The organism is Methylobacterium sp. CM6244, assembly GCF_054817885.1.
The window spans coordinates 608,676-622,502 of sequence record NZ_CM139247.1 but is presented as its reverse complement, the minus strand read 5'-3'; the positions used below and the strand labels follow the sequence as shown (position 1 = coordinate 622,502).

The window sequence follows — 13,827 nt, the reverse complement described above, 5'->3', positions numbered from 1 at the left end:
CGAACCTTCTGTGCCCTGAACCTGCTGCGTCCCGAGCCTGGGCCCCGGGTCCCGGCGCGAGCGCGGGTCCGGGGCCGCGAGGCGGGTTCGTCAGCCGAACAGGATCAACCCCGCGAAGCCGAGCGAGCCGACGATGATGCGCCACCACGCGAACAGCCGGAAGCCGTGGGAGGAGACGTAGTCGAGCACGGTGCGGACCACGACGAAGGCCGAGAGGAAGGCCACGACGAAGCCGATGACGATGAGCCCGGCATCGTCCTGCGAGAGGTTCTTGTAATTGTCGAGGAGGTCCTTGGCGAAGGCGCCGGCCATGGTGGGGATCGCGAGGTAGAACGAGAACTCGGTGGCCGAGCGCTTGTCCGCTCCCATCAGCATCGCGCCGACGATGGTGGCGCCTGAGCGCGACACGCCGGGGATCATCGCGATGCACTGGAACAGGCCGATCCTGAAATCCATCGGCAGGGTGAAGTCGAAGACGTCGCGCTTCTTCACCTCGAGGTCGGTCTCGTCGAGGACGAGAAGGACGAGGCCGCCGGCCACCAGGGTGGCGCAGACGATCCAGGGATTGAACAGGTAGAACTTGATGGCTTTCGAGAACAGGCCGCCGATGATCGCTGCCGGCAGGAAGGCGAGCAGGATGCCGAGGACGAAGCGCCTCGCGTTCGGATCGCTCGGAAACGCCACGGCGATTCCGAGGAGGCGGCGGAAATAGACGGCCAGGATCGCCAGGATCGCGCCGAGCTGGATCAGCACCTCGAACGTGTTGTTGGGCGATTGGAAGCCGATGAAATGGCCGACCAGGAGCTGGTGGCCGGTGGAGGAGACCGGAATGAACTCGGTGGCGCCTTCGACGACGGCGAGCACGACCGCCTTCACGATGCTCATGGCATCCATCATGTCTCGCCTCGGTTGTTGTGGGGTGGGAGCGCGGGGTCGCCGGACGGTGTCGGCGATCAGAGTTGACGAGCGGTTACCGGAACATGTCCAGCGTGTTAATGAGGCGGCAATGATCGGGCAATAAGTCTCGACTGGCGACCCTCACCCACCGGCGGTCTCGATACGGCGCGTCCCGCGGTTCCATCCCCTTCGAAACGGCCTCTATGGCGACGCTTCACCACTCCCCCTTCTGTCCGCATTCGCGCTTCATCCGTCTCGTGCTCAGCGAGATGGGCATGGAGCCCGCACTCGTGGAAGAGCGGGTCTGGGACCGGCGCGAGGCGTTCCTCCTCATCAATCCGGCCGGGACGACGCCGGTCCTGGTGGAGGAGACCGGGCTCGCGGTGCCGGGGGCCGGCATCATCGCCGAGTATCTGGACGAGACCCGCGGCCTCGGCCTGTCCGGGCGCCGGCTGCTGCCGGAGGCCACCGCCGATCGCGTGGAGGTCCGCCGCCTGCTCGACTGGTTCCTGGTGAAGTTCGATGCCGAGGTGACCGGCTACCTCGTCACCGAGAAGATCTCGAAGCGCTTCATGACCAGCGCCAATGGCGGCGGTCCGCCGGACATGCATGCCATTCGTGCGGCGCGCACCAATGTGCGCTACCATATGAAGTATATTGGCTACCTAATGTCCCGCCGGAAATGGATCGCCGGCGACCATCTGACCTATGCGGATCTCGCGGCTGCGGCCCACCTCTCCTGCGTGGATTATCTCGGCGACGTGCCATGGGACGAGGACGAGACGGCGAGGGACTGGTACGCGCGGCTGAAATCGCGCCCCTCCTTCCGGACGCTGCTGGCGGACCGGGTTCCGGGCATGGCCCCGGCGGATCATTACGCGGACCTGGATTTCTGAACGCTCCTTCGGGCCAGTTCCGGGCAGAGGGCGAGCAGGCGGCCAACCGCCGTGAGCAGCGCAAAATTCTCTCCGGCGATGCCCTGAGGCAGGCGCTCGAGGCCCGCGCCCGGCATCTCGGCTTCGACGCGGTGCGGGTGACGACCCCCGATGCGGTGCCGGTCCTGCGCGAGCGGCTGCCGGCCTGGCTCGCCGCCGGGCATCACGGCGAGATGGAGTGGATGGTGGAGCGCGCCGACCAGCGCGCCGATCCGGCGATTCTCTGGCCGGGCGTTCGCAGCATCGTGATGCTGGGTATGAACTACGGCCCCGAGGCCGATCCGCTCTCGCTGCTGGCCCTGAAGGATCGCGGCGCCATCGCGGCCTATGCCCAGCGCCGCGATTATCACGATGTGGTGAAGGGCAAGCTGAAGGAGCTCGGCGGCTACCTCTCCGCCAAGGGCGACGTGCGGGTGAAGGTCTTCGTCGACACCGCGCCGGTGATGGAAAAGCCGCTCGCCGCCGCGTCGGGCCTCGGTTGGCAGGGCAAGCACACGGTCCTGATCTCGCGCGAGCACGGCAACTGGCTCCTGCTCGGGGCGATCTATACCTCCGCCGATCTCGTGCCGGACTCGCCCGAGGCCGACCATTGCGGCTCGTGCCGACGCTGCCTCGACATCTGCCCGACCGCTGCGTTTCCCGCCCCGTACCAGCTCGATGCGCGGCGCTGCATCTCCTACCTCACCATCGAGCACGAGGGGCCGATCGCGCCTGAATTCCGCGAGGCCATCGGCAACCGGGTCTTCGGTTGCGACGATTGCCTCGCCGTCTGCCCCTGGAACAAGTTCGCCGCCGCCGCCTCGGAGGCGCGCCTCGGCGCGCGGGCCGACCTCGCCGCGCCTCCCCTCGCCGAACTGGCGCGGCTCGACGATGCGACCTTCCGGGCGCGGTTCGCCGGAACCCCGGTGAAGCGCACGGGGCGCGACCGCTTCCTGCGCAACGTCCTCATCGCCATCGGCAATTCCAACGATCCGGCGCTCGCTCCAGAAGCCGAACGCTGTCTCTCCGACCCGTCGCCCCTGGTGCGCGGCATGGCGGTCTGGGCGTCGAGCCGCCTCACCGACGCGGCGGCGATGCGCGGCCTTTTCAACAGCCACGCCATCGGCGAAACCGATGCCGAGGTCGGCGCCGAATGGCGCGCGGCACTCGATCACGCGGGAAACACGTCGGCATGAACCTCTTCGTCTTCGGTCTGGGCTTCACGGCACGCCGCTTCGTCGAGCGCGCGGCGGGACGGTTCGGCGAGATCCGCGCCACCGTCACCGACCCTGCCCGGCCGGGCGCCGGACTCGACGGCGTCGCCCTGCGCGGCTTCGGCCCTGAGACGGATGACGCGCGGATCGCGGGCGACCTCGCCGATACGGACGTGCTGCTGGTCTCGGCACCGCCGTCCCGCGACGGCGACACGGTGCTGGCCCGCTACCGGGACGCCATCGCCGACAGCCGGATCGGCTGGATCGGTTACCTCTCCACCATTGGGATCTACGGCGACCAGCAGGGTGCCTGGATCGACGAGACGACGCCGCCCAACCCCACGAGCGGGCGCTCGCATGGCCGCATCGCCGTGGAGAAGGCCTGGCTCGCCTTCGGGCAGGAGACCGGCAAGGCCGTGCAGGTGTTCCGGCTGTCCGGCATCTACGGGCCGGGCCGCAACCCCATCGTGAAGCTGCGCGAGGGCAAGTCGCAGCGCATCATCAAGCCGGGTCAGGTGTTCAACCGCATCCATGTGGACGACATCGCCACGACCCTGCTCGCCTCCATCGACAGGCCGAGGGCACAGGCGGTCTACAACGTCACCGACGACGAGCCGACGCCGCCGCAAGTGGTGACCGAATACGCCGCCGGCCTCGCCAACCTGCCGCTGCCGCCCGAGATCGATTTCGAGACGGCGGATCTGAGCCCGATGGCGCGCAGCTTCTACGGCGAGAACAAGCGCGTGCGGAACCGCCTGATCCGCGAGGAGCTCGGCGTCGATCTCGCCTATCCGACCTACCGCGAGGGCTTGGCCGCGCTGGTGGCCGATGCCAGGGCGTGACGCTCGAGAACATATCCCATCGCGAGGACGACGCAGATTTCGGTCGTTTCCCTCACAGGAGGGAGCCGAATGGCAACGAAGCGTCTGTTGTCGCGACTGCTTCTTTGCTCGGGCATGAATGATCTACGGTGGAATGAATGATTTCAGCTTATTTTTAATCGGCCCCCGACCGCAGGAATCCCCCTTGCGCGACCGGTTTTCGGATCGGGCTGTAAAAAAATTCGATGCGGGCTGCTAGGTTTCTTGCGAAGACTTTCTCTATTTGAGGAGGAAGAATTCATCTCGACTCGAATTCACGCTGATCTATGGAATTGCGGTATTCATGTCTTGATTCATCGGACCCGTGTGCGATCCGGTCATCGATCAATTTTGGCCCTATCCTCTGCATACTAACATCGGTTTATGATAAATGTGTCGTATAGGCAAAGTCTTGTCTAGTGCATCTATACCGGTAGATTTTTATATTGTTGTAGAAACTTGTCTTAAAATATGGTGCGACAATTTGAATGCAAGTCAAGTGCGCTATTTCGCGGTCACATTGACTTCTCATTAAGGCGCTCTTCGCATAACGATGCTTGAAGCATGATGGGCACCGGCTGATTCTGGCGGTTTTGCGCAAGTATCGCCATCGAATGGAAAGCGGGTCGTGGCGGCACACGGTTCATGGTCGGAGCAAAATGCGTTCAGCCCGCGCGGGCGCGGGCGATTCCAACATCTTCCTCAGACTTGCATCCGCCTCGGACTTGCCGGTCGTGAGTGAAGCGATGACGTCGCCGCTGAAGATGGCCGCGTGGCTTCGAACGATGGTCTGGCGGCTGCGACCGTCCGCAACCGATGCCCGACCCGCCAGCAGGGATCTGCCGACGGACATGTCTCGCCGGACTCATTTCCCCGGCCGTGCCTTCCGCGGCGCGGATGCGGGACGGTCCGGCCTTCGCATCGTCCTGAAGGGCTGGTCGAGATCCGTGCGGGCCTTGCGCGCGAGCGAGGAGAGAAGGCGGCTGGGCGAGGAGCGTCTCGCGCTCGCGCTCGATAGCGGCGTAGAGGGGATCTGGGATTCGAACCTCGCCAACGGGACGATCTGGACGTCCGAACGCTGGCTGGCGCGGCTCGGCTACGCCGTCGATGCCATCGAGGCCCGTCAACCGATGGATCACATCGTCCATGCGGAGGATCGTGAGCGCCTGACCCTCGCCATGGCCGAGCATGTCAGAGGTCTCACCTCCACCTGCGAGTGCGAGCATCGGGTGGTCTGCCGCGACGGCACGTCGTTCTGGGTCCTGACCCGTGGCCGCGTCGTGGAGCGTGACCGCACCGGCCGGGCCCTGCGCGCGGTCGGAACCCAGATCGACATCACCCATCGCCACGAAGCCGAGGCGCGGGCCGAATACCTGGCCCTGCATGACGACCTGACGGGCCTGCCGAACCGCCGCCTGCTTCGCCACCGTCTCGACCGGGCCGTGATGCGCCCCCGCGAGGGCCGCTCCACCGTCGCGGTCCTCACCTGCGATCTCGATGGCTTCAAGGCCGTCAACGACACGCTGGGCCATAGCGGCGGCGACCGTCTCCTCCGGATCGTCGCGGACCGCCTGCTCCAGGCCGTGGGCGACGGCGGCACCGTGGCGCGGCTCGGTGGCGATGAGTTCGCGCTCGTGCTCGAGGGACTGACGGGGCCGGACGAGGCGGATGCGGTCGCCGGGCATGTGATCGCGGTGCTCGGTGCGCCGATCGAGATCGACGGCATGGTGGTCGAGATCGGTGTCGGCATCGGCGCCGCGATGATGCCGAGTGAGGCCATTACCGTCGACGACCTGCTCCGGCGGGCGGATATCGCGCTCTACGAGGCCAAAACGATCGGGCGCGATACCTATCGGCTGTTCGAGCCCGCCTTGGCCGCGCGCCATTCCTCGCGGCACCTTCTCGCCTTCGACATGAAGGAGGCGATCCGGCGGGGGGACTTCTTCCTCGTCTATCAGCCGGTCATCGACCTCGTGACCGACAGGGTCACGAGCTTCGAGGCTTTGATGCGCTGGCATCACCCCGAGCGGGGGCTCATCTCGCCCGGCGAATTCATTCCGGTGGCCGAAGAGACGGGATTGATCGTGTCGCTCGGCGCCTGGGCCCTGGCGGAGGCGTGCCGCGAGGCGATGACGTGGCCGGACGAGATCCGCGTCGCCGTCAACGTCTCGACGGTGCAGTTCCAGCACGACCTCGAGCGCTCGGTGTCGAGCGCCCTCGACGGGGCGAGCCTGTCGACGGATCGGCTCAAACTCGAAGTGACCGAGAGCGCGCTGATGCGGGACCCGGAGGGCGTCGTGGCGACGTTGCACCGCCTGCGGGCACTGGGCGTCAAGATCGCGCTGGACGATTTCGGCACCGGATACTCGTCGCTGAGCTATCTCCGTCGGTTTCCCTTCGACAAGATCAAGATCGACCGCGCCTTCATCAAGGATATCGCGGAGCCGGACGCGGCGGCCATCGTGCGCGCGGTGGTCGGCCTCGGCGAGCGGCTCGGCATGGGGATCGTGGCCGAGGGCGTCGAGACGACCGAGCAGCTCGAACTCGTCAGGAGCGAGGGCTGCGACGAGGTGCAGGGTTTCCTGTTCAGCCGGCCGCTCCCCGCCAACGAGGTCGCGGCCTACCTGAAATCCCGTCGCGTGAGCGCGGCGGCCTAAGCAGGTTTCGCAGAAGTGGCCCCCGGTTCTGCGATGTAAACCTGCTGGGGGGCTCAGGCCGCGCGCTTGTTCGCGGCCGGGCCGAAATGGCCGATATAGCGGGCGGCGATGGCCGAGACCGGCAGGACGACGAACACGTCCGTGGTGCCGAACTGGTGGTCGATGACCGCGCCGTCGCCGAACGTGGCCCCCACCCGCAGGTAGCCCTTGATCAGCGGCGGCAGGGATTGGAGCGCGGCCTTCGGGTCCACCACCTCGCGCGGCAGTCTGTCCATGGCGACATGGCGACCGGGTAGCGCCCTGGCGCACCAGGGCTCGGGGGCGCGGGCATGGTGGTGGAGGAAGCTGAGCGCCAGGGCGAGCCTGTTCGGGTCGGTCCCCTCCAGGCTGGCGCAGCCCAGCATCGCGTCGATGCGGTGGTGCTGGACATAGGCCCAGATCCCCGCCCAGAGCAGCTCCACCGTACGCTTGGTCCGGTAGGGTTTGAGCACGCAGGAGCGGCCGAGTTCGAGGAAGCGCTTGCCCGGATGGGCCGCCAGCAGCGGTGCGATGTCGTATTCGCCGGCGGTGTAGAAGCCGAAATTGCGGTCGGCGGCGTCCTGGCGCAGCAGGCGGTAGGTGCCGACTACCTTCGGCCTCGGGCGCCGGAAGGGTTTCGCCTCCGTCGCCGCATGGTCGATCACCAGCAGGTGGTCGCAGACCGTGTCGTAATCGTCGATGTCCCGCCGGGACAGCAGCGACATGCCGGAGGCCACCGCCGACATCTCCTGGTAGAACACTTGGTAGCGCAGGCGCTGGGCGCGGCGGATCTCGGAAACGGTGGTGGCGAGGCGGACTTCGAGATCGCCGATGCGGCCGAGGACCGGGTCGAGCCCCGGTGCCGCGAGGGGTTTCTTCAGGCGCGGCTTGAACCGGATCGGCGTCGCACCGGGGGGAACCAGCGCCCTGGCGCCGAAGCCGGGAAGGCCGGAAAATCCCGGAATGCCCGCGAAACCCGCATGCCCCGCCTCAAGGCGTTTCTGCTTGAACCGGGCGATGGGGGCATGGACATGCGCCTCCCAGCCATTGAGCCACGCCGTGGAGGCATCGCGTGCGAAGTTCGGGACCATCAGTCCATTCCGCTCTGTCGGACCCGCGAGGCCGGCTCCCGATGGAGCGCCGGAGCCTCATATCCGCGAGGTCACATCACCACGAAGCCCGAACGCTTTTATGACAGGCTTTTGCGTGAATCCAGAGACGGTTAGTGTCGCGCCGAAATGGTTCGCCGGCGACCCTTCCATGGGTAGCCGCCGAACCTTTCCCATTCTCCTCTTCTCCGGCTCAGGCACCGGGGAAGAGAGGCCAGCCGAACCGGTCTCAGACGAACTGGTTCAGGCCGGGGATCGAACCGACGATCGGCCCCATCACGTCCTCGCCGGCCTTCTCGCGGCCGAAGGCGAAGAGTTCGCGGCCGAGGGGCTGCATCTGCCCCATGGGCACGCCGGCCGCCATCAGCTTCTGGCCGAGGGCCATCACGCCCCCGCCCATCATGCCGCCGAGCATGCCCATCAGGCCGCCGCCGCCCTCGCCCTCGTTCGCCTGGGCCGCCGCCGCATCCGCACCGGGCATCGCCGCGAAGAGCTGGGCGACCTCGGTGGCCGGGCCTTCCTTCTGCAGGAAGGCGAGGATGTGGCCGATGGCCGTCTGGGCCGTCGCGGCGTCGAGCCCGGTCTTGGTGGTGACGCGGGCGATCAACTCTTCCATGTAACGATGCTCCAACGCATGAGTGTGCCTAGTCCATCTGGTCTGTCCGCGATGAAATCAAGCGCCGGGTGCGGTGCTGCTGGAAAATGCGTCCCCCGGGCGTCATAACCCCAGGGTCGCAGCGCTGGGCGCGACGCGAGGCGGTGGGATCAGGCGACCATGCAGAGCGACGGCACCCTCCTCGTTGGCAAAAGCGGTACCAAGCCGGAAGCCCTCACGCTCAGGCTCGCCAACCGCCACGGCCTCGTGGCCGGGGCCACCGGTACCGGCAAGACGGTGACGCTCCAGGTACTGGCCGAAGGGTTCTCCAATGCCGGCGTCCCGGTCTTCGCCGCCGACATCAAGGGCGACCTCTCGGGGCTGGCGGCGGCGGGCGAATCGAAACCGGTCTTCGTCAAGCGCGCGGAGGAACTCGGGATCACGTACGAGCCCGACCGTTTCCCCACCGTGTTCTGGGACCTGTTCGGGGCGCAAGGGCACCCGATCCGCTGCACGGTGATCGAGATGGGGCCGCTGCTGCTGGCCCGGCTGCTCGAACTCAACGACACGCAGGAAGGCGTGCTCAACATCGCCTTCCGCGTCGCGGACGACAACCAATGGCCGGTCCTCGACCTGAAGGACCTCCGCGCGCTGCTGCTCTACTGCACCGAGAACCTCAAGGAGATCTCGGGCCAATACGGCAACGTCTCGGCCGCCTCCGTCGGGGCGATCCAGCGGCAATTGCTGATGCTGGAGAACCAGGGCGCGGACCAGTTCTTCGGCGAGCCGGCGCTCGACCTCAACGACTTCATGAAGCGGGACCGCGACGGGCGCGGCATCATAAACATCCTGGCCGCCGACAAGCTGATGCAGCGGCCGCGCCTCTACGCCTCGTTCCTGCTCTGGATGCTGTCGGAACTGTTCGAGCAGCTGCCGGAGGTGGGAGACCTCGACAAGCCCAAGCTGGTCTTCTTCTTCGATGAGGCGCATCTCCTGTTCGACGATGCGCCCAAGGCCCTCCTCGATGCCGTGGAGCAGGTGGTCCGGCTGATCCGCTCCAAGGGCGTCGGCGTCTATTTCGTGACCCAGAACCCCCTCGACCTGCCGGAATCGGTGCTCGGCCAGCTCGGCAACCGAGTCCAGCACGCTTTGCGCGCTTTCACGCCCCGCGACCAACGGGCGGTGAAGGCCGCCGCCGACACGTTCCGGCAGAATCCCGGTTTCGACGTCGCCTCCGCCATAACCGAACTCGCCGTCGGCGAGGCCCTGGTGAGTTTCCTCGAGGCCAAGGGCACGCCCTCGATGGTGGAGCGCGCCCTCATCGCTCCGCCGCAGGGCCGGGTCGGGCCGCTGAGCCCAGCCGAGCGCGCCGAGTTGATCGCGAAAAGCCCGCTGCGCGGCAAATACGACGAGGCGGTGGACAATGAGAGCGCCTACGAGATCCTCGCCGCTCGCAAGGGGCTGGATTCCGCTCCTGCCGAGGCGGCGCAGCAATCGGAAGGTGGCCTGAGTGGCATGCTCGGCAATCTCCTCGGCGGAGTCCTCGGCTCCAAACCCGCCGCGAAGGGAGGCCGGCGCCCGCCGCAGGGCCTCGCCGAACAGGTCATCGGCAACGCCGCTCGCTCCATGGCGCGGACGGTGGGAACGCAGGTGGGCAACGCGATCCTGCGGAACGTGCTGGGCGGGTTGATGAAGCGGTGACCATTCGGAAAGAGCGGCTCGTTATCCGATGGCCTTGTCGTTGAAGGAAGCACTCGCACGACGGGGCGTACCAAAGGTCGCATCCAGCGCCCGTTTCGGTACCCCCATTCGTCTGCGGCTGCGCATGAACGCTGAGATCGACCGGCCGGTCGATGTAGCGCGCCTCCTGGTCTCGCAGGGCGTGTCCCTCAAGCGGGCACATGCGTTCCTTCAGCGGATTGCCGCGGGTGATACGGTCGCCGCTCAAATGTGGAGTGAGGATGCCGGCGCTCTCGTGGCGCGATTCTCCGAACTCGGAATCCGGGCCGTCGAGTTGAGAATTCCGGACGTCAGTCCCAAGGAGATCCGGACGAGGATGAACCTGTCCCAGGCGGATTTCGCGACGGCATTCGGATTCGAGCTCGATACGGTGCAGAACTGGGACCAGGGCCGCAACCGGCCCAACGCCTCCGCGCGCATCCTGCTCGCCATCATCGCGCGCCATCCCTCCATCGTGGAAGCCGTGCTCGCGGAACGGGACGACATCGGATTCAAGCCGGGGTGAGCGGCGCTCCGGCATCGTCGCATTGACAAATCACCCCCTCCACGCTTATCCACCGACGCTCGCGCGGCTTCCTCGACGAAGTCCGCGCGTTTCGCGTTCGCAGCATCGCTCGATCGGTGTCGCGGATGACCTGAACAAGAAGACGGTCCAGGCTCGCTAGGCTGGAGGCCGGCAGAGAACACGAAGAGAGAACGATGTTCGCAGTCATCAAGACGGGCGGCAAGCAGTATCGCGTTGCCGCCAACGACACCATCACGATCGCCACCGTCGAGGGCGAACCCGGCTCCGCCGTGACCTTCGGCGAAGTCCTGCTGTTCACGGACGGCGCGGGCGCCACCCAGGTCGGCGCTCCGCTCCTGTCGGGCATCAGCGTCGCCGGCGAGATCGTCAGCCACGGCCGCGACGCCAAGGTCATCGCCTTCAAGAAGCGCCGCCGTCAGAACTCGCGCCGCAAGCGCGGTCATCGCCAGCACCACACCGTGGTGCGCATCACCGGCATCAGCGCCTGACGTTCTGATCGAGACATTTCGGAGTTTAAGCCACCATGGCCCATAAAAAAGCAGGCGGTTCGTCCCGCAACGGCCGCGATTCGGCCGGCCAGCGCCTCGGCGTGAAGAAGTTCGGTGCCGAAGCCGTCATCGCCGGCAACATCATCGTCCGTCAGCGCGGCACCAAGTTCCACCCCGGCGTCAATGTCGGCATCGGCACGGACCACACCCTCTTCGCCAAGGCGGATGGCCGCGTGCTGTTCCTGACGAAGCGCGGCCGCGCCTTCGTCACCGTCGTGCCGCATCAGGAAGCCGCGGAGTAATCCACGGTCTCCCACGGCGGAGCGGCGTGCCTTCCTAGGCAGGCCGCGCGACGATCGTCCGACAGCGAAGGGAGGATGGCGCGCCATCCTCCCTTTCGTCGTCTCGACGATCGGTCCCGCCCGGAGGTGTGGCGTTCGGGAGCGGACCCGCGATGACGAAGGGCAGTCTCGGTCTCGCGGGGCTCGCCGTGGTCGGTTCGGTCGTCCTCGCCCTCTTCGTTCTGGGTGAGGGGCGCGAACCGCCCGCACCCTCTGTCGCGGAGGTGCTCCGACCGGCGCCAGGGCCGTCGCGCAAGAGTCCGACGCTCTATTGCGAATTCTACAATTTCGTCGGGCGAAGCCCCAAGGTCGGCTTCGCCTTCGCGATCTCCGACCAGGACGAGCGGCCGGTCTTCGCCCAGGTGAGCCAGTTCGAGATGGACGGTAGCCGGGCCGATTTCGGTGAGGGCGTGCCGCGCCCGATCTGGGCTTTCGACGATGCGCAGGTGCCGGCGACGCTCACGTCTCCGGATGGCGCCATCGTCATCAATCTCTACGCCTACGACCGGACGAAGTCGGGTGGGGCGTGGTTCGAGGCGGGCCTGCGCAGCGTGCAGTACCTGAACCTCGACGGGAAGTGCCGTCAGGGCGCAGCCTGAACCCGAACCCGCATGTGATTCGCGTAAGGTCCGGCCCCAGATGGGGGGCAGGGCACAAGCGAACCCAAGACAGAGACGAGAACACCCGTGAAATTCCTCGACGAAGCCAAGGTCTATGTCCGCTCCGGTGACGGCGGCGCCGGCTGCGTCGCGTTCCGGCGCGAGAAGTTCATCGAGTTCGGCGGCCCCAACGGCGGCGATGGCGGCCGTGGCGGCGATGTCTGGGTCGAGTGTGTCGACGGCCTCAACACGCTGATCGACTATCGCTACCAGCAGCATTTCAAGGCCAAGAAGGGCGAGCACGGCATGGGCTCGAACCGCCACGGCGCCAACGGGGCGGATGTGGTGCTGAAGGTACCCGCCGGCACCGAGATCATCGCCGAGGATGGCGAGACCCTGATCGCCGACATGACCCATATCGGGCAGCGCGTGCGCTTGGCCAAGGGCGGCAATGGCGGCTTCGGCAACGCCTATTTCACCACCTCGACGAACCGCGCGCCCAAACACGCCAATCCGGGTCTCGAAGGCCATGAGCAGTGGATCTGGCTGCGCCTGAAACTCATCGCCGATGCCGGCCTCGTCGGCCTGCCCAATGCCGGCAAGTCGACCTTCCTCGCGACGGTGACGGCGGCCAGGCCCAAGATCGCCGATTATCCCTTCACCACCCTGCATCCGGGTCTCGGCGTGGTCCGCTCGGACGAGCGCGAATTTGTGCTCGCCGACATTCCCGGCCTGATCGAGGGCGCGCATGACGGCGTCGGCCTCGGCGACAAGTTCCTCGCCCATGTGGAACGCTGCCGTGTGCTGCTCCACCTCGTGGAGGCCACGAGCGAGCATGCCGGCAAGACCTACAAGCTCGTCCGCAAGGAACTCGAAGCCTATGGCAACGGGCTCGCCGACAAGCACGAGATCGTCGCCCTGTCGAAGTCCGATGCCGTCGATCCCGACACCCTGAAAGAGCAGGTCGCGCGCCTGAAGCGGGCCTCCAAGACAAAGCCGCTGATCCTGTCCTCGGCCACCGGCCTCGGCGTGCAGGACGCTCTGCGCGCGATCACCCGCGAGATGATGGAAGCCAAGGCGGCCGAGGCCGAGGCACGGCCGGCTGAGGCTTGGCAGCCATAACCGAGCGTTTTGTCTGCCGCGCGACTCGCGATAGAGTGCTTCGATGTCTATTGAAGTCCTTTATCTGCTGAGGAAAGACGATCCGGGAGCCGCGCTCCGGGATTTGGACGACGTGACCCTGCTTGCGGATGTGACGAGCGATGACGGTGTGACGATTCCAGTCGGCACGGCAGGGACGATTGTCGGCGTCTGGCGTGACGGCGAAGCGTTTGAAGTCGAGTTCGCGCTCCCCGAGGGAGCAGTGGCGACGGTGCATGCCGGGGCGTTGACCCGCACGCGGCGTAGCGCCTCTTGAGCCGAGATCTACCTTCGATCCGTGGTCTGACGATCAGCGAGGACAAGGTAACTCGCTACTGTCTCAATATCGATCATCCGCGCGGTGGCCCGAAAGCCAGATTTCTGCTCCGCTTCGGTTTCGAGGCTGGCGAGCCGCGTGTCCTGCAGGATTCGCTCGCCGATCACCTTCTGCTCGCTCCGGACGCATGGACGATCTCGACTGCGCAAGGCGACACCAAGATCGTGTGCGAAGGGCCGATCACTTCACCGGATGGGCGGCACCCCATGATCCGATCCGTCTGGATGCTCGAGGATGGATTCGCCGCTTTCGTCACCCTCATTCCTCTTTCGCGGGGAAAGCCGAGTCCGATAGCGTGAGGCGACGGGTCGGTATCGCCAAGACCCATGCGCTGCCGCTGCTGTTCAAGGGCGAGGACTTCGTTCACACGGATATCGCGTTCGCCTACACCC

15 protein-coding genes are annotated in these 13,827 nt (G+C 66.4%); 12 read left to right on the top strand and 3 right to left on the bottom strand.

The genetic code is table 11. The annotated features are described in order from the left end of the window. Positions 1-90: 90 nt before the first annotated feature. Complete coding sequence (locus ACYQML_RS02895; RefSeq protein WP_461234643.1) at positions 91-894, bottom strand: undecaprenyl-diphosphate phosphatase; 804 nt, start codon at positions 892-894, stop codon at positions 91-93. A 206-nt stretch (positions 895-1,100) separates the two neighbouring features. On the opposite strand from ACYQML_RS02895, the gene ACYQML_RS02890 reads away from it, so the two are divergent. The 4 genes from ACYQML_RS02890 (at position 1,101) to ACYQML_RS02875 (ending at position 6,542) form a co-directional block, all read left to right on the top strand. Beyond that, the gene (locus tag ACYQML_RS02890) at positions 1,101-1,793 is read left to right on the top strand and encodes a glutathione S-transferase family protein (protein ID WP_018041671.1); all 693 of its coding nucleotides are present in this window, start codon (positions 1,101-1,103) and stop codon (positions 1,791-1,793) included. An 83-nt stretch (positions 1,794-1,876) separates the two neighbouring features. Further along, positions 1,877-3,007 carry a tRNA epoxyqueuosine(34) reductase QueG gene (gene queG, locus ACYQML_RS02885; protein WP_461235647.1) on the top strand — a complete coding sequence of 377 codons (1,131 nt, stop codon included), beginning with the start codon at positions 1,877-1,879 and terminating at the stop codon, positions 3,005-3,007. Then, positions 3,004-3,867 carry an SDR family oxidoreductase gene (locus tag ACYQML_RS02880; RefSeq protein ID WP_461234642.1) on the top strand — a complete coding sequence of 288 codons (864 nt, stop codon included), beginning with the start codon at positions 3,004-3,006 and terminating at the stop codon, positions 3,865-3,867. The genes queG and ACYQML_RS02880 overlap by 4 nt, the downstream gene beginning before the upstream one ends. 869 nt (positions 3,868-4,736) lie before the next feature. After that, on the top strand, positions 4,737-6,542 hold the full coding sequence (locus ACYQML_RS02875; RefSeq protein ID WP_461234641.1) for a putative bifunctional diguanylate cyclase/phosphodiesterase: 1,806 nt from the start codon (positions 4,737-4,739) through the stop codon (positions 6,540-6,542). Between the two features lie 53 nt (positions 6,543-6,595). Here ACYQML_RS02875 and olsB read toward each other — a convergent pair whose 3' ends face one another. Together olsB and ACYQML_RS02865 are read right to left on the bottom strand one after the other, a co-directional pair. Next, positions 6,596-7,651, bottom strand: a complete 1,056-nt coding sequence (gene olsB / locus ACYQML_RS02870) for a l-ornithine N(alpha)-acyltransferase (protein WP_461234640.1) — start codon at positions 7,649-7,651, stop codon at positions 6,596-6,598. A gap of 247 nt (positions 7,652-7,898) precedes the next feature. After that, positions 7,899-8,285: a hypothetical protein gene (locus tag ACYQML_RS02865; RefSeq protein ID WP_056422339.1), complete on the bottom strand. Its 387-nt coding sequence runs from the start codon at positions 8,283-8,285 to the stop codon at positions 7,899-7,901. 159 nt (positions 8,286-8,444) lie between these two features. Here ACYQML_RS02865 and ACYQML_RS02860 point away from each other — a divergent pair, with 159 nt between their 5' ends. The 8 genes from ACYQML_RS02860 to ACYQML_RS02825 all read left to right on the top strand — a co-directional run bounded on the left by ACYQML_RS02860 (position 8,445) and on the right by ACYQML_RS02825 (position 13,734). Then, entirely contained in the window at positions 8,445-9,965 is a 1,521-nt protein-coding gene (locus tag ACYQML_RS02860; RefSeq protein ID WP_461234639.1) for a helicase HerA-like domain-containing protein, read from the top strand. Positions 9,966-9,993: 28 nt separating this feature from the next. Next, entirely contained in the window at positions 9,994-10,509 is a 516-nt protein-coding gene (locus ACYQML_RS02855) for a helix-turn-helix domain-containing protein (protein WP_461234638.1), read from the top strand. Between the two features lie 194 nt (positions 10,510-10,703). Next, entirely contained in the window at positions 10,704-11,018 is a 315-nt protein-coding gene (gene rplU / locus ACYQML_RS02850; RefSeq protein WP_056422333.1) for a 50S ribosomal protein L21, read from the top strand. Between the two features lie 35 nt (positions 11,019-11,053). Then, entirely contained in the window at positions 11,054-11,320 is a 267-nt protein-coding gene (rpmA, locus tag ACYQML_RS02845; RefSeq protein WP_056422330.1) for a 50S ribosomal protein L27, read from the top strand. A 152-nt stretch (positions 11,321-11,472) separates the two neighbouring features. Further along, on the top strand, positions 11,473-11,958 hold the full coding sequence (locus tag ACYQML_RS02840; protein WP_461234637.1) for a hypothetical protein: 486 nt from the start codon (positions 11,473-11,475) through the stop codon (positions 11,956-11,958). A gap of 87 nt (positions 11,959-12,045) precedes the next feature. After that, positions 12,046-13,080: a GTPase ObgE gene (gene obgE, locus ACYQML_RS02835; protein ID WP_461234636.1), complete on the top strand. Its 1,035-nt coding sequence runs from the start codon at positions 12,046-12,048 to the stop codon at positions 13,078-13,080. Positions 13,081-13,123: 43 nt separating this feature from the next. Further along, positions 13,124-13,375 (top strand): DUF4926 domain-containing protein, encoded by a 252-nt coding sequence (locus ACYQML_RS02830; RefSeq protein WP_147833099.1) that lies wholly within the window; start codon positions 13,124-13,126, stop codon positions 13,373-13,375. Then, positions 13,372-13,734: a DUF6883 domain-containing protein gene (locus ACYQML_RS02825; RefSeq protein WP_461234635.1), complete on the top strand. Its 363-nt coding sequence runs from the start codon at positions 13,372-13,374 to the stop codon at positions 13,732-13,734. The genes ACYQML_RS02830 and ACYQML_RS02825 overlap by 4 nt, the downstream gene beginning before the upstream one ends. Positions 13,735-13,827: the final 93 nt, after the last annotated feature.